The sequence below is a fragment of the Celerinatantimonas sediminis genome (genome assembly GCF_046054195.1).
Classification (GTDB): domain Bacteria; phylum Pseudomonadota; class Gammaproteobacteria; order Enterobacterales; family Celerinatantimonadaceae; genus Celerinatantimonas.
The window spans coordinates 83,113-98,582 of the sequence record NZ_JBEQCS010000011.1; the positions used below are offsets into that span (position 1 = coordinate 83,113).

13 protein-coding genes are annotated in these 15,470 nt (G+C 43.1%); 4 read left to right on the forward strand and 9 right to left on the reverse strand.

The window, feature by feature from the left end; genetic code table 11:
- Positions 1 to 7 precede the first annotated feature (7 nt).
- The 7 genes from thiL to nrdR form a co-directional block, all read right to left on the reverse strand.
- Positions 8 to 976 carry a thiamine-phosphate kinase gene (gene thiL, locus ABTQ23_RS13460; protein ID WP_408616256.1) on the reverse strand — a complete coding sequence of 323 codons (969 nt, stop codon included), beginning with the start codon at positions 974 to 976 and terminating at the stop codon, positions 8 to 10.
- A gap of 6 nt (positions 977 to 982) precedes the next feature.
- Positions 983 to 1,399, reverse strand: a complete 417-nt coding sequence (gene nusB, locus ABTQ23_RS13465; RefSeq protein ID WP_408616257.1) for a transcription antitermination factor NusB — start codon at positions 1,397 to 1,399, stop codon at positions 983 to 985.
- 11 nt (positions 1,400 to 1,410) lie between these two features.
- On the reverse strand, positions 1,411 to 1,878 hold the full coding sequence (gene ribH / locus ABTQ23_RS13470) for a 6,7-dimethyl-8-ribityllumazine synthase (protein ID WP_408616258.1): 468 nt from the start codon (positions 1,876 to 1,878) through the stop codon (positions 1,411 to 1,413).
- Between the two features lie 69 nt (positions 1,879 to 1,947).
- Positions 1,948 to 3,057, reverse strand: a complete 1,110-nt coding sequence (gene ribB, locus ABTQ23_RS13475) for a 3,4-dihydroxy-2-butanone-4-phosphate synthase (RefSeq protein ID WP_408616259.1) — start codon at positions 3,055 to 3,057, stop codon at positions 1,948 to 1,950.
- 4 nt (positions 3,058 to 3,061) lie between these two features.
- Positions 3,062 to 3,736: a riboflavin synthase gene (locus tag ABTQ23_RS13480; protein ID WP_408616260.1), complete on the reverse strand. Its 675-nt coding sequence runs from the start codon at positions 3,734 to 3,736 to the stop codon at positions 3,062 to 3,064.
- Positions 3,736 to 4,854, reverse strand: coding sequence for a bifunctional diaminohydroxyphosphoribosylaminopyrimidine deaminase/5-amino-6-(5-phosphoribosylamino)uracil reductase RibD (gene ribD / locus ABTQ23_RS13485; protein ID WP_408616261.1), 1,119 nt, complete (start codon positions 4,852 to 4,854; stop codon positions 3,736 to 3,738). Before ribD ends, ABTQ23_RS13480 begins: the two co-directional genes overlap by 1 nt.
- 12 nt (positions 4,855 to 4,866) lie before the next feature.
- Positions 4,867 to 5,319 carry a transcriptional regulator NrdR gene (gene nrdR, locus ABTQ23_RS13490; RefSeq protein ID WP_408616262.1) on the reverse strand — a complete coding sequence of 151 codons (453 nt, stop codon included), beginning with the start codon at positions 5,317 to 5,319 and terminating at the stop codon, positions 4,867 to 4,869.
- A gap of 298 nt (positions 5,320 to 5,617) precedes the next feature.
- Between nrdR and ABTQ23_RS13495 the strand changes: the two genes are divergently transcribed.
- A complete protein-coding gene (locus ABTQ23_RS13495; protein ID WP_408616263.1) occupies positions 5,618 to 6,049 on the forward strand; it encodes a DoxX family protein in 432 nt (143 codons plus the stop codon).
- Positions 6,050 to 6,134: 85 nt separating this feature from the next.
- Here ABTQ23_RS13495 and glyA read toward each other — a convergent pair whose 3' ends face one another.
- The gene (gene glyA / locus ABTQ23_RS13500; RefSeq protein WP_408616264.1) at positions 6,135 to 7,388 is read right to left on the reverse strand and encodes a serine hydroxymethyltransferase; all 1,254 of its coding nucleotides are present in this window, start codon (positions 7,386 to 7,388) and stop codon (positions 6,135 to 6,137) included.
- A 642-nt stretch (positions 7,389 to 8,030) separates the two neighbouring features.
- On the opposite strand from glyA, the gene ABTQ23_RS13505 reads away from it, so the two are divergent.
- Positions 8,031 to 10,268 (forward strand): hypothetical protein, encoded by a 2,238-nt coding sequence (locus ABTQ23_RS13505; protein ID WP_408616265.1) that lies wholly within the window; start codon positions 8,031 to 8,033, stop codon positions 10,266 to 10,268.
- A 9-nt stretch (positions 10,269 to 10,277) separates the two neighbouring features.
- Positions 10,278 to 11,999 carry a toxin-antitoxin system YwqK family antitoxin gene (locus ABTQ23_RS13510; RefSeq protein WP_408616266.1) on the forward strand — a complete coding sequence of 574 codons (1,722 nt, stop codon included), beginning with the start codon at positions 10,278 to 10,280 and terminating at the stop codon, positions 11,997 to 11,999.
- A gap of 41 nt (positions 12,000 to 12,040) precedes the next feature.
- Here the strand turns inward: ABTQ23_RS13510 and metE are convergent, their stop codons facing one another.
- A complete protein-coding gene (metE, locus tag ABTQ23_RS13515) occupies positions 12,041 to 14,326 on the reverse strand; it encodes a 5-methyltetrahydropteroyltriglutamate--homocysteine S-methyltransferase (RefSeq protein ID WP_408616267.1) in 2,286 nt (761 codons plus the stop codon).
- A 102-nt stretch (positions 14,327 to 14,428) separates the two neighbouring features.
- Between metE and ABTQ23_RS13520 the strand changes: the two genes are divergently transcribed.
- Entirely contained in the window at positions 14,429 to 15,337 is a 909-nt protein-coding gene (locus tag ABTQ23_RS13520) for a LysR substrate-binding domain-containing protein (RefSeq protein ID WP_408616268.1), read from the forward strand.
- Positions 15,338 to 15,470 lie beyond the last annotated feature (133 nt).

A 15,470-nucleotide genomic window follows, 5' to 3' on the forward strand; every position in this document is an offset into this window, starting at 1 on the left:
AAGACCTTTAGCTTGAGCGGAAATGATCCCAGCTGTACGCACCACCTAGGTGATAATCTTCTTTGCCCTGATAGAGGCTAACAGGTTCATCGCCAGCGACCAGCTGACCAATACAGTGATAGTGCACACCGCTATATGAAAGCGCGACTTCCAATGCCCCTTTGTTTTCTTCTGGGACGCTAAAGCACAACTCATAATCTTCGCCACCGCATAGCGCTAGAGCAATAGCCTCTTCGGGTGAACACAATGATTTAACGACTGGATGAATAGGAAGTTGTTCAACTTGAATTTTAGCGCTGCAACCAGACGATTTCGCAATATGACCTAAATCGGCCAATAAACCGTCTGAGATATCAATACAACTACTCGCGACACCGCGCAGACCATAGCCACTGAGCACGCGCGGCTGTGGATAATAATGTAGATTTAGCAAAGTATCGCGCTGTTCATTGGTTAATTTTTGCAGCCCTTGCAGATGTTTTAACCCAAGAGCTGAGCCACCCAATAACCCCGTGACATACACCCAATCACCCACTTGCCCATGAGAGCGAGTCAGCGCTTGCCCCATTGGCACCACGCCGTGAGCGGTAATTGTCAAACTCAATGGACCACGCGTGGTATCACCGCCGACTAAGGTGACATTGTAATACTCTGCTAGCTCAAAAAAACCTTCGCAAAACTGTTCCATCCAGGCCATACGTGCCGAAGGCAGCGTAATCGCAAGAGTGGCCCAACGAGGCTCGGCCCCCATGGCAGCCAAATCACTTAAGTTCACCGCCAATGACTTATGTCCCAAGGCATTGGCGGGAATATCTGCGAAAAAGTGAATTCCTTCAACCAGCGTATCCGTTGTCACAACGAGCTGATGATTCTCAGGAGGTGTGATCAAAGCCGCATCATCACCAATTCCTAAAACAACATCAGGTCTTTTTGCTGATTTTGCAAAAAAACGCTCTATAAGCTCAAATTCGCCCATTAAAACTTACTTTTTCAACTCTTGCAGATGGAAATATTTGTCCAGAACACCGTTCACAAATTTATGACTGTCATCGGCGGCAAAAATTTTCGCCAGCTCAATGGCCTCATTAATCGCAACTTTCGGTGGTAAATCTTTACACTGAGTCAGTTCGTACATACCGATTAACAAAATAGCATGATCCACTAGATCTAACTCATCTAAACGACGAGCTAAACAGGGTGACATCGATTGATCCAGTTTTTCATGATGAACCGCAACACCTTCGATCAGCTGTTTGAAATAGCTAACGTCGGCTTTACTCATATCTTGCTCGGTCAAAAACTGATGCTCGATATTATCGATATGATCGCCAGTCATCTGCCACTGATAGATGGCCTGGGTGGCAAATTGCCGGGCTTTCCGGCGCGCTGATGGTTTCAAACTGAGACTCCTTAACCAATCGCTTTCATGACGTTAATCATTTCTAAGGCACTTAATGCGGCCTCTGTACCTTTATTACCGGCTTTGGTTCCGGCGCGCTCTACAGCTTGCTCAATCGATTCAGTTGTTAAAACACCAAAAGCAATTGGCACATCATATTCAAGCATCAGATGCCCTAAACCTTTATGACATTCGTTAGAGACAAGTTCAAAATGATAAGTGCCGCCGCGAATAACTGTACCTAAAGTAATAATGGCATCGAATTTACCTGATTTGGCAAATTGTTTCGCCACTAGCGGAATTTCTACGGCACCGGGGACTTTCGCAACTGTGATATTTTCGTCTTTAACTTGGCCCTGACGTTTTAATGTATCAATAGAACCTGCTAACAGACTCTCATTAATAAAGCTATTAAAGCGGGCGATCACAATGGCGATTTTGGCTTCAGGGGCCGGTACCACTCCTTCGATCACATTCATAATTTAACCCTAACTAATCCCAAATAATAAAAAGCGCGTTATTCTACCACACTACGGGTAGGTTGTAAGTTAATGGCTCACCAACTCAACGACTTCTAGACCAAATCCAGATAAGGCATGATAGCGTTTAGGGGCACTCATCAAGCGCATCTTCTGTACGCCTTCACGGATCAATATTTGTGAACCTATCCCGACATTACGTGAAGCCCGTTGATTCTGCTTCATTTTTGGACTTAATCCTTGTTCTTCTTGAGCATAACGCTCCAGTCGGTTTAAGACCGCCAATTGTGGCTCGGTTTCATTGATCAGCACCAAAACGCCGCCTTCTTGCCCCAATTGGCTAAGCGCTTCATCAAGCGGCCAACTCATTTGACCGTCCCGAGTACTACCAAAAAGATCATGCAGCGGATCATGTAAATGCACACGAACTAAAGTTGGCTGCTGCGGGTCAATATTACCATGGCGCAACGCATAATGGATTTGACCGGCAATAGTGTCTCGATAAGCCGTTAAAACAAAATCGCCATGTTTAGTTGGTAACTGGCAACGCTGAACCTGTTCAATCGTTGTTTCTTGGATGTTGCGATACTCAATTAAATCAGCAATTGTGCCTAATTTTATATCATGCTGCTGGCAGAACTTTTCTAAATCATCACGGCGTGCCATTGAGCCATCTTCATTTAAGATCTCAACAATCACCGCTGCTGGCTCAAAACCTGCTAAGCGCGCAAGGTCAATCCCCGCTTCAGTATGCCCTGCCCGGCTCAACACGCCGCCTTCTTTGGCCATCAGCGGGAACACGTGACCGGGCATCACAATATCTTCACCGCTGGCATCAGCTTTCACGGCCGCCTGAATAGTGGTCGCACGGTCAGCTGCTGAAATGCCAGTTGTCACCCCTTGAGCCGCTTCGATTGAAACGGTAAATGCTGTGGAGAATTTCTCACTGTTATGGCTGACCATCAGTGGCAGACTTAACTGCTGGCAACGCTGCTCAGTTAATGACAAGCAGATAAGACCACGTCCGTAACGCGCCATAAAATTGATGGCCTCTGGGGTTATTTTTTCTGCGGCAATAATCAAGTCGCCTTCATTTTCACGGTCTTCATCATCCATCAGAACCACAAATTTGCCAGCGGCGATGTCATCAATAATGTCTTTAATCGGACTCAATGCCATGGTGTTATAACCCTCGAGATAATGATAAAAAGCCACATTCAGCTAATTTTTCTTTAGTTAATGTCTGGGCGCTGGTGTCTGCTTGTCCAGCGCCTTGTAACAGACGTTCCAAGTAACGGGCAACGACATCAACTTCTAAATTGACTTGGCTGCCTTTTTTCCACTGACTAATAGTCGTCTGTTCAGCGCTATGAGGAATAATGGTTAATCGAAACTGATTTTGCACAAGTTCATTAACGGTCAAGCTAATGCCATCTACCGTAATCGAACCTTTCTCTGCGATATATTTACTAAGTTCAACAGGAAATTCCAGCCAGATATCAATACCATTGCCCTGATGACTAATTGATTTCACACAGGCTAAACCATCCACATGGCCGCTGACCATATGCCCACCGAAACGACCATTCGCTGCCATCGCTTTTTCAAGGTTCACACTTGATCCAACTTTCAGTTTCCCAAGGCTCGAGCGAGCAAGTGTTTCATGAGAGACATCTGCACAAAAATAGTTTTGCGTAAACTCAACGACGGTTAAACAGACACCATTAACGCCAATGCTATCACCCATATGGACATCGCTCATATCAAGCGTACCCGTGGCGACTTTAAGCTGAACGTCAACGGAGCGCCGACGTAATCCCTGAATAGTTCCTTGAGCTTCAATGATTCCAGTAAACATTACAATATGGCCTCTTGTGGCTGATATACGAACTTCAAGTCTTGACCAATCTGTCGCATGGTTGTCAGCTTCCAACGTTTTGCTTTTGATAATTCAGTTAGCTCAGCGATTTGCAACATAGCTCTAGCACTATCGCCTAAAGTCACGCCAGCTTGATAGATAATCAGTTCATCCACCAGCTCGGCACTTAACAGCGCCCCACAAACCGTGGCTCCGGCTTCAACCCAGAGATCGTTAATTTCAAGTTTAGCCAAAGCAAACAGCATCTGTTCTAACCAGTTTTCAGCAGGCTCTACTAACAATGTTTCGCCAACCTCTTGTGCTACCGCTCTGTCAACCACCCGAATCACCCGCCCTGGCAGTTGAAACAAAGGTTCATCACCGGTTAATAGTTGTCGGCGATCGATAATCACGCGAATCGGCTGACGAGGTTGTACGGGCAACAGTTCAGCCAATGAACCTAATTCATTGACGCGAACATTTAATGAAGCATTGTCAGCCAAAACCGTTTGCGCTGTTGATAATATCGCGTGGCTAACCGCCCTTTCACGTTGCACATCAGAGCGAGCCAATGCGCCTGTAATCCACTGACTTTGACCGTTAGCAAGAGCGGTGCGGCCATCTAACGATATCGCAGTTTTTAGCCGAACGCGTGGACGATTCAGCCGCATTCGCAGCAAAAACCCCGGATTAAGCTGTTCTGCTTGAGCTTCTAGCAAACCGCTTTGAACATTCACTCCGGCTTGTTCAAGCATTAACTTGCCACCGCCTGCCACTTTTGGATTTGGATCGCGCATTGCCATCACAACCCGAGCAACTTTTGCTTCACTCAGCGCTTTGGCACAAGGTGGTGTGCGGCCATAATGGCAGCACGGCTCTAATGTGACATAACAGGTCGCGCCCTCAAGAGCGAAGCCATTAGCGCGCGCATCAGCCATGGCATTAACCTCTGCATGGCCTTGACCGGCTTGATAGTGATAGCCTTCGCCAATAATCTGATTATCCTTGACTAATACGCAGCCAACATTGGGATTAGGAGCCGTAGTAAAACGCCCTTTGGCCGCAAGTTTAAGCGCTCGGGCCATATAAAAATAATCTAATGCGGAAAAATCATCCATTACAACCTCGGTTTAAGGTTTTTCCAAACGAGCAATTTCTTCACCAAATTCACGAATATCTTCAAAAGAACGATAAACAGAAGCAAAGCGAATATAGGCAACTTTATCTAATTTTTTCAATGCTTCCATCACCAGATGACCAATCAGTTTTGCCTGAACTTCGCGCTCACCAGTTGCTCGTAACTGGGATTTTATATGGTTAATGCTCTGCTCTATTGCTTCAACGCTTACTGGCCTTTTTTCCAGTGCTCGAGCCATGCCAGCTCGCATTTTATCTTCGTTGAATGGTTCTCTAGAGCCATTACTTTTAATCACTTTCGGCATGACTAATTCAGCCGTTTCAAAGGTCGTAAAACGCTCGTGGCAATGTAAGCATTCACGACGACGACGAACCTGATGACCTTCGCTCACTAAACGTGAATCGATCACCTTCGTATCATTGGTATTACAAAATGGGCAACGCACGGGAGTTCTCGATTTAGGTTGAATAATAATTCCATTTTACCTAGAAACTGCGCTATCTGTCGATGTTTACTAAAATTTTACCCAATTTTGGGCAGAGCACTCGCCATTTCGGTGCATATTTGGTTTAAAAAAATACACTTAGTAAAAAAATAGTTAAATATTTTTAAACAATGTTTTTAGCACAATGATCTTGTTCCACTGTGAAGAATTTGTCAGATTCTGCAACGCATAATCACACTCTGTCATCATTGACGTCTGACAGAGATAACAGCAAGAAATATTAAACAGAGAAGATGGCATGTCCTTGTACAAAAACTTGTTAAAAAGCAATGCGGGTATCGCACCATTATTTTTACGCCTGCCTGTCGGTATTATTTTAATGGCTCATGGAAGCCAGAAATTATTTGGCTGGTTTGGTGGTTATGGTTTGCACGGCACAGCCAAATTTATGGCATCGGTTGGGTTAGAACCAGGCTTGCTGATGGCAGCTCTCTCTGGTGGCGCTGAATTCTTTGGTGGATTGTTCTTATTTTTAGGACTACTGACTCGACCTGCTGCATTTTTTGCAGGGTTTACCATGATTGTTGCACTGTTTTCCGTTCATATTAGCCACGGATTATTTTTATCAAATGGTGGTTTTGAGTATGCATTAGCGCTGGGCGCGGTATGTGTGTCATTACTTATCAGCGGTTCAGGTTATCTGGCCATCGACCGTTATTTGTCTAAATAACTATAAATTTTTTGTATTCGCATCTCATAAAAAACGCAGCCATTGGCTGCGTTTTCTTTATCGATGCTAAATCTAGACTATCCGATTAAGCGTAAACAGGAAACTCTTTACACAGTTCAATCACTTTAGCTTTAACTGCATTGATATTCTGTTCATTTTCCAGATCATCTAATACATCACAGATAAGAGAAGTGAGGTACTTAGCTTCTTTCACACCAAAGCCACGACGAGTCATTGCTGGAGTCCCAATGCGCAAACCAGAAGTCACAAATGGTGAGCGAGGGTCATTAGGAACAGAGTTTTTATTTACTGTGATATTTGCTTTGCCTAGTGCTGCATCGGCATCTTTACCGGTAATGTCTTTATCGATTAAATCCAGCAGGAACAGATGGTTTTCAGTGCCATTAGAGACGACTTTATAACCACGTTCTTGGAAGACTTTCACCATCGCTTTCGCATTATCTAAAATACGTTGCTGATAGCTTTTGAACTCAGGTTCCATTGCTTCTTTAAAAGCAACTGCTTTAGCTGCGATAACATGCATCAATGGGCCACCTTGACCACCAGGGAATACCGCAGAATTGAGCTTTTTCTCAATCTCTGGGTTGGCTTTAGCAAGGATCAAACCGCCACGAGGGCCAGCTAAAGTTTTATGTGTAGTGGTGGTGGTAACATCGGCAATCTGCACAGGGTTTGGATATAAACCAGCAGCAACGAGCCCTGCAACATGAGCCATATCGACAAACAGATAAGCACCAACAGAGTCTGCGATATCACGAAAACGCTGCCAATCCACAATCCCTGAATATGCTGAGAAACCAGCAATAATCATTTTCGGTTGATGTTCTTTTGCCAGAGCTTCAACTTCTTCATAGTCAAGCTCGCCAGTATCGGCTTTAATGCCATACTGAACAGAGTTATAGATTTTGCCAGAGAAGCTTACTTTCGCACCATGAGTCAGGTGTCCACCGTGGGCAAGACTCATCCCAAGGACTGTATCTCCAGGTTCGAGCAGTGCTTGGAAGACAGCAGCGTTAGCCTGTGAGCCAGAGTGTGGTTGAACGTTCGCATAATCGGCATTAAACAGCTCTTTAGCACGTTCAATTGCCAGAGTTTCCACAACATCCACGTATTCGCAACCGCCATAATAACGTTTGCCAGGATACCCTTCTGCATATTTGTTGGTTAACTGTGATCCCTGAGCCTGCATTACTCGAGGGCTGGTGTAGTTTTCCGAAGCGATTAATTCAACGTGTTCTTCCTGACGACGAACTTCTGCAGACATGGCTTGCCACAGCTCCGCATCATAATCAGCAATATTCATATCGCGCTTAAGCATCAGTTTCTCCTGGCTCTATCAAAAATCATGGGGGGTATCTCTGTTAAGAGATATTTTATAGCATCGCATCCTTGCCGGCGACACCGTTATATCTAGAGATATGAATGATTCCCCAAATTGACGCTAAGCTCAACCCTTTTTAAGAAAGTTTTGCGAAAAAATTAAGGTCATTGTTTGCAGCTAAACGCTTATTTTTCACAAGCCTATCAATGACAAGATAAAATCGCTGTTCTCGCTATTGATATAGCCAAAAATTTTTATCACAAAGAGCCTAATAATTTCATGTATCAAGCAAATTAATCATTGTTAATTTTATAAATAAAAGCTGATAAACTCGATTCTGCAAAAACGCGACTGATTGGATATTGTTATTAGGCGATTAAATATATTGACATGATTGATGTATGGGCAGCCGTTATTTTTGTTATGTGACTTATGAAACTCCAATAAAATAAATCGTTGTTAAAACCTATTTATCAATTAAGACTCAAGCAGTTAGTTAATATCTATTGAATTACCAGGCAAGCTTTTCTAATCCACTTATTAATGATGATTACACTAATTGCATTGCGTAATGCCATTTGAGGTCAAGCCAATCAGCACAAATTTGGATAAAAATAGATACTAAGGGATAAGTAGTTAATGAAGTTTAAATGTTGTTTTGCGCTGTTAATCAGCGCTGTACTTATCACTGGATGCGATAAAAGCACGGGTGATGCGGTTAGCTTTTCACCCAAAGTTGGGGATACTCATACATACAATATTCATACCGCTATACAGGCCAAGATAGCTGGCCATACCTCCCGAGTTGAACGGATTGTCAGAGCAAACTATAAACTAGCACAAAACAAAGACAACCAGCTTAAGTTCGACCTTGATTTTGACTACTACCGGATGCATTTTCCAGGTAGATCAATGGATATTAGCAGCGATGAAATCAGTGATGGCGGGAGTGAAAAAATACGCCGCATATATGCCAGTGGCTTTGAGCTAATATTCGATAACAAAACCCAGCAATTAGTTGATTTTTACGTCAAGAACCAAAAGCTTTGGCAAGATCTAAAAAAACGGGCAACCCCAAACCAACTTGAGTTATTAAAAAAAGGGTTCTATCAACCCGGATTTATTGACAGCATTCCAGCAAAGGTCAATGCCAAAGTAAGCATCCACTTACTTAATGACCAACAGGTTGAATTGACTGTTGATAAAGTAACAACTACACAAATTTTTGCCCATTTTGAAACCGTTCATAACGCAAAACCAGAAGAACAATCAGCCCCTGCCAAGGGTCAAAAACAATCAGCTAAACAAATTTACGGTGAAGTGATTCTAAACCGGCAAAGCACTTGGATTGATTCCATGACCATTGTCCAAAGCCAACCCATTGAACGCTATGGCTATCACGGCAAGTTAATGCTTTATACCTCCATTGAGAGCAAATCGTTTGCCAGAGCGCCAAGTCGTGGTGATATCTATGATGAGCCAATCTATTTTGATTATTCTAAAAACACGCCTAAAACAACAATCAAAAATAGCCAACCGCTGGCTTATGCTCAGGGAAGTTTTGCGCCTCAATCGAGCTCTAATTACCAGCTCATCTATAGCTATCCATTGGTAGATAGAAACACCGCTGGCAAGGTGACACTTAGCGATATTCAAGCATTTGATAAACAGGGTTCGCCTTTAAATATCCATTACTGGACGCTCTATCATCGTCTGTTACAAAAAACAGGCATCAATGCGACCCTTGAATATAACTTAGCGCCTTTAGGCTGGGCACAATCGGGGCAGCAAAAGCCACAAATTAGTAGTTTTAAAGCTACCGCAAACTTTTATCCGCGCACACTCACCACCCAAAACGTCCAGTTACCTGACGACAAACCTAAAACAGTTACCGTAGGTCAGCTTAAAATTACGATGACGCCACTTGGCAAAAAAGGTAGTTATTTAGTCCATTCAGCACCATCAGACAATCGTAAGCTATTAGCTTTTTTCAATGGCTTGCAAGGTAAAATGACCTTCTTAAGAGATAAGGATTTACCCGAATGGTTAGGCGATGATGGTTATCGATTATTTAATCAAGCCAGTTACCCTCACTCATCTGATTTTAAACTTGAGTTAGCAGCTTCAGTGAAAAATATTACGTTTAATGTGGCAACCACTCAGACCAAGCCGAGCCAAACTCGTTCGATTAAATTTATTACACCTAAAGCGTATTTTGCTAACCCCTATAATCCTGTGCCTTTAATGGGAAATAACGAAAACATGGGGACGCCCATGAACAAAAATCTAGCATATTCACAGATAAAAATTATCCAAGATCAGGGGCAAAGTTTAGCGCTAGAGATGCCAAAAGAGCTTGCCTCAGTATGTCATCTCACGATTCAAAAAGGATTTACACTTAACAATCATCCCATACAGTGGCAACGTCAACCGAGTAACAACGACAGTGATGATGGCATTGCTCGCTATCAACTCACAACCGATGATGGCATACGCCGCTATTTTTACGGCCATCAGGTCAAAACTGCAATTCATTGCAGTGCACTACCACATTGGCAGGAAATTAAAGACTTTAAGACCAATGATAAGGCGCCTTGGTTAATTGACATCGCCAGCCTTGGTAAAGATTTTAGTTCGAGCCAATCCGCCCAAAGCGTTAAAGAAAATTTTCACTTTTTGGATAGCCAAGGACGCACCATCGCTATTTTAAGTAATAATACTCCTCAAATTCTAAAAGGTGACGATCCCCTATCCGATGCGTTGGTCGATAACAAATGGCTTCGCTTAAGCTCAGTGCCTGAAAAAGTATTTCATCTTGGACTAACTTCGCAAAGTTACGACCAAACTTGGACCACTCACTTCGCACCGCTGCCTTAAGGAATTGTCATGTTGAAATTAAACGCTATCTTGGTGGCGCTCCTTATCAGTCTGGTGAGCGTCAACGTCTTTGCCAAAACCACCTATTTGGATAAAGACTGGAACCCAACGACAAAAGAAAAAGCAAAGTTCTATCAAGCAACACCTGAAAAGCTAAAATCAGAACCAGGTTGGAAAGAGAGGGTTTATTTTGCCAAAAATAATCAGCTCTACTTTGAGGGAAAAACCATTCAAGCGGAGATCAACAGCACCGCAATTGGCCCATATAAATATTATTATGATAACGGCCAGATACAAGGAACAGGAGCCCGCGACAGTCAAGGTAAGGCACACGGTGAGATAAAAGTCTTCACAAGAGATGGCAAACTCATCAAGTTATTTCACTTTTACCATGGCAAATTAACTGGTGTTGGCAAGGAATTTTACCCACGTTCAGGAAAACTCTACAGCATCGAGCATTATAAAAATGATAAGTTAAATGGCGAGGCTAAGTATTACCACCAAAACGGCCAGCTAAGCGCCCTGATACATTTTATTGATGGCAAACGCCATGGCGAAGTTAAACAATACAATGATAAAAACCAGTTGGTTGCCATTTTAAACTACCAAAACGGTAAGTATCAGGGAGAAAATAAAACTTTCTACAACAATGGTAAACGCAGAAGTATTACTTTTTATCGACACGGTCAACGCGAAGGGACTTGGAAGTTTTACGCCCCCGATGGCCACTTAACAGCAAAAAGCACCTACCATAAAAACATTAAGCGCTCTGAGCAATATTTCAAAGCAGATGGCACATTGCTTCGCGAGAGAAAATACAATCAACGCAAGCAAAAGATCTATTCTGCCCACTACAGCGATGGTAAAAATGACTACCAAACTCAAACTTGGTCATTTGACGCTAAAGGGCACGCAACTGGCCAGGTCAAGCGCACCTATACTCAAGGCAAGCTTGCCCAATTACTGAACATAGACTCTGGGAAAAATTCTACCTTACACGAGCGATACGACTCACAAGGAAACCTTACTTATCACGAGAAAAAAATTAATGGGCATCTGGATGGTCGCTATTTTTCAAGTGAATACATTCAATACGCTAACAACCTAAAATTGATTATCGAAGCGTTCTACCAAGATGGTCAACACGAAGGTAACTATAAGAAAACTATCAGTGATGGCTCATTGGCAATTATTGGTCAGTATCACCAAGATAAAAAAGTGGGTGCGTGGTCCGTTAAAAAAGGAAATAGCCTTAAAAAGCAACACTATGATAATCATGGTCAACTTGATGGAACCCAAAAAGAGTTCTACCAAGACCAGCTTATCAAACTTGCGCATTTTAGCCATGGCCAACAAATTGGACTGTATGAAGAATTTCAAAACGGCCAGATTATAACCAAAGGACACTATCGAAGCGGCAAACGCAATGGCCCGTGGCAACTTCAAAAAGAACATACAGAGAATATCTTAACTGGCAACTATAACAATGGTGTTGCTGTTGGCCAGTGGCAAGAACATAGCAAAGAAGGCTATCTGTTAGGGAGCGGCCAATACAACCGAGAAGGAAAGCAGCAAGGAAAAGTCTATCAGTTTAACCGCCAAGGAATGTTAATCAAATTGCTACAATTTAAAGATGGCAAACGAGATGGCAAGCAGCTCATTTTTAATGACAAAGAGCACAAACTTATCCCTAGTTTTTATGATAATGGGACGCTAACAACCGCGCCTTAACTAAAATTCCCCAGCAACATTGCTGGGGAATTAACATTTAATTAGCTGTTTTTGAATTGTTCGCGTAATTTGCGAGCAACATCGACCATCACTTGCAGTGAAGCGAGCGTTTCTGGCCAATCACGCGTTTTCAGACCACAGTCAGGATTCACCCACAACCGCTCAAGTGGAATTTTCTCACTGGCTAAAATAAGCAATTTCTCCATCCACTGCGCCTTTGGCACAACGGGGGAATGAATATCATACACTCCGGGGCCAATCTCATTGGGATAGTTAAAATCTTTAAAAGCATCCAACAGCTTCATCGCAGAGCGAGAGGTTTCAATCGTAATAACATCGGCATCCATCTGGGCAATCGATGCAATTATGTCGTTGAACTGGCTATAACACATGTGCGTGTGAACTTGAGTTGCATCATCAGCAATACTGGCGCACAAACGAAAAGCTCGAACGGCGCGATTCAAATACTCGAGCCATTGCGAACGTTTCAATGGCAATCCTTCTCGAAGGGCTGGTTCATCAATCTGAATAATATTAATCCCAGCTTTTTGCAAATCATCGACTTCGTCACGAAGAGCCAATGCTATCTGATCAGCAACGTCTGCTCGCGCAATGTCACTGCGCACAAATGACCACCCCAAAATAGTCTGAGGCCCGGTGAGCATGCCCTTAACTGGTTTATCTGAGCGAGACTGAGCATAGGTACTCCAACGCACCGTCATCGGCTCGGCGCGGCTAACATCACCATAAATAACAGGTGGTTTAACGCAGCGCGTTCCATAACTTTGTACCCAACCATATTGGGTTTGACCGACGCCGTTAAGATAAGGAGCAAAATACTCCACCATGTCATTGCGCTCAGGTTCGCCATGGACCAGAACATCGAGTCCCAACTGCTCTTGACGGCGAATCACCTCATCAATCTGACCGGCAATAAACGCATCATATTCAGCTTGGGTAATATCACCTTTAACAAAAGCTGAGCGTGTTGCTCGAATATCTGAGGTTTGTGGGAATGAACCAATGGTAGTGGTTGGCAACAGCGGTAGCTTCAAACTCTGATGTTGAATTTTTGCGCGTTCTGGATAACGATTAGCACGATGAAAATCATCTTCAGTTAATCTGTCAATCCGCGAGCGAACCGCTGGATTGGTAATACGTAATGACTGAGCCCGGCTAGCGACAACCTGCTGACTCAGTGCCAAATAATAGCGGTCAGTTTCATCGATTTTATTATCTAGGTGATGACCTAATGCCACAAGTTCAGAGAGTTTCTGTTTGGCAAAGCTCAACCAACTTTTAAGCTCGCTGTCGAGCTTGTGCTCACGCTCTAAGTTAACTGGCACATGTAACAAACTACAAGAGGGTGCAAGCCACAGATTATCACCTCGAGAGCGATTCACAGGCTCTAAGATATCAAGCCAGTAGTTTAAATCGCTGCGCCAAATATTTCGCCCATCAATCACCCCAAGAGAGAACACTTTATCAATTGGCCACTGGTTTAATGCAGCATCTAACTGCTCCGGTGCACGAATCAAGTCCAGATGAATACCACTTACAGGCCATTTTGCAATATCAGATAATGGTATTGAGATAGAGCCAAAATAACTGGTTAACAGTAATTTGACCGGGCTTTGCCCCAATGTTTGGTAAGCATCAGCAAACGCTTGATGCCAAGCGGGCTCTAGTTCTAGAGCAAGAATCGGTTCATCAATCTGTACCCAATCGACACCTTTTTCAGCAATCTTCGCCAACAATTGCTGATAGCCTTTAAGCAAAGCAGGCAAGAGCAACAATTTTTGCTCGTGTTCAAACCGTCCCAAATAAAGAAATGTTAAAGGCCCTGTCACCACCGCTTTAATGGGTAGCGACTGCGCCTTAGCTTCGTCAATTTGTTCCAACAACGGGCTATGACCTAGTTCAAACTGTTGATTAGCCTCAAATTCAGGAACCAAATAGTGATAGTTAGTATCAAACCATTTTGTCATCTCTAATGCGGCTTGGTTACCCTGCTCATTACTTGTGCCACGAGCTAAGTTAAATAATTGGGTTAATGCCGATGCATCTTCATTATGCCGATGGCGAGACGGTACAACACCAAAAGTCAGCGCCAACTGCAAAATATGGTCATACCAAGCAAAATCACCTACAGGGAGCAGATCGATACCAGCAGATTGTTGTGTCTGCCAATTTTGCTGGCGTAACTGCTGACCAATATTTTTAAGCTCAGACTCATCAATTTTCCCTTGCCAGAACTTTTCAATCGCTCGTTTTAATTCACGGTCTTCACCAATTCTTGGATAACCTAAGTTGTGTAGTATTGCCATAACGCCCTCTTTGGATGGATAGATGTTTAGATGGCTATAACTATGACATCATGCTAACATGATTAAAAATCATTTTTTTCATAATTAACATGAGTAAAATTGATGATAGAAATTCGCCATCTTCGAACATTGCAATCTCTGGCCCAATCAGGCTCTGTCAGCCGGGCCGCCGAACAGCTTTACATCAGCCAATCTGCTCTGTCTCATCAGATCAAAGAATTGGAGCAACGCTTAGGCTGTACCCTATTTATTCGTAAAACAACGCCCCTAAAATTTACAAAATCAGGTCAACTGCTGTTAGAACTAGCCAGTGACCTACTCCCTAAAATTTATCAAGCCGAGCAACGGCTTAATAATCAAACGGATATTCCACCTAATGAATTATCTCTGGCACTGGAATGCCACAGTTGTTATCTGTGGCTATTGCCTGTGTTAAAAGCTTTTTCAAAACAATGGCCAAATATTCATGTGGAGCTAATCAACGAACACCCGTTTGATGCCCTCAGTGCGCTGCAAAGTGGTGAGCTGCAATGGGTTTTAACAGCTAATCCGCAATCGATGGAGCAAATCAATTATCAACCACTATTTCATTATGAAACTGTAGCTGTTTGCCGAGGCGGCCACCCTTTAACAAAAGAACCTTTTCTTAAACCCAATCAGCTAAGCCAGGCTCAGCTGATTACTTATCCAATCGCCGAGCAGCGTCTTGATGTGTTTAGTGAGTTTCTACAGCCAGCAGGTGTAAAACCCGCAGCGCTTCGCTATACTCGCCACCCGTTGATGATGCTTCAACAAGTTAGCCAAAGTGATGAACTTGCAGCGCTTCCTCGTTGGGTCGTTCAAGAACTCGGTCAAGCATTGGATCTTAAAATGCTTAATTTAGGGGAGCAGGGATTATGGCGCACAATGTATTTAGCTTATGTAAATGACGCAAAGCCATGGACAGTAAATTTTATCGAGCAAACCCGAAAACTGACACAAAACTTTGTTGGGATCAAAAATACCCTTTAATTTTCATAACTAAACCAAGGGGTTCATAATATGATTTTTATTAGTGGATATTTTATATAAAATAGCGATTCATCTTTCCCAGAACGACTAAAATAACCATTAGTTAGTCAAGACGAACACTATTTATAAGTAG

What these genes read in the sequence shown, in the direction of transcription:
- ABTQ23_RS13510 (WP_408616266.1), top strand. Translation starts at nt 10,278, where the DNA reads ATGTTGAAATTAAACGCTATCTTGGTGGCGCTCCTTATCAGTCTGGTG.
- ABTQ23_RS13495 (WP_408616263.1), top strand. Translation starts at nt 5,618, where the DNA reads ATGTCCTTGTACAAAAACTTGTTAAAAAGCAATGCGGGTATCGCACCA.
- ribD (WP_408616261.1), bottom strand. Translation starts at nt 4,854, where the DNA reads ATGGATGATTTTTCCGCATTAGATTATTTTTATATGGCCCGAGCGCTT.
- metE (WP_408616267.1), bottom strand. Translation starts at nt 14,326, where the DNA reads ATGGCAATACTACACAACTTAGGTTATCCAAGAATTGGTGAAGACCGT.
- thiL (WP_408616256.1), bottom strand. Translation starts at nt 976, where the DNA reads ATGGGCGAATTTGAGCTTATAGAGCGTTTTTTTGCAAAATCAGCAAAA.
- ABTQ23_RS13480 (WP_408616260.1), bottom strand. Translation starts at nt 3,736, where the DNA reads ATGTTTACTGGAATCATTGAAGCTCAAGGAACTATTCAGGGATTACGT.
- ABTQ23_RS13520 (WP_408616268.1), top strand. Translation starts at nt 14,429, where the DNA reads ATGATAGAAATTCGCCATCTTCGAACATTGCAATCTCTGGCCCAATCA.
- ribB (WP_408616259.1), bottom strand. Translation starts at nt 3,057, where the DNA reads ATGGCATTGAGTCCGATTAAAGACATTATTGATGACATCGCCGCTGGC.
- ribH (WP_408616258.1), bottom strand. Translation starts at nt 1,878, where the DNA reads ATGAATGTGATCGAAGGAGTGGTACCGGCCCCTGAAGCCAAAATCGCC.
- ABTQ23_RS13505 (WP_408616265.1), top strand. Translation starts at nt 8,031, where the DNA reads ATGAAGTTTAAATGTTGTTTTGCGCTGTTAATCAGCGCTGTACTTATC.
- glyA (WP_408616264.1), bottom strand. Translation starts at nt 7,388, where the DNA reads ATGCTTAAGCGCGATATGAATATTGCTGATTATGATGCGGAGCTGTGG.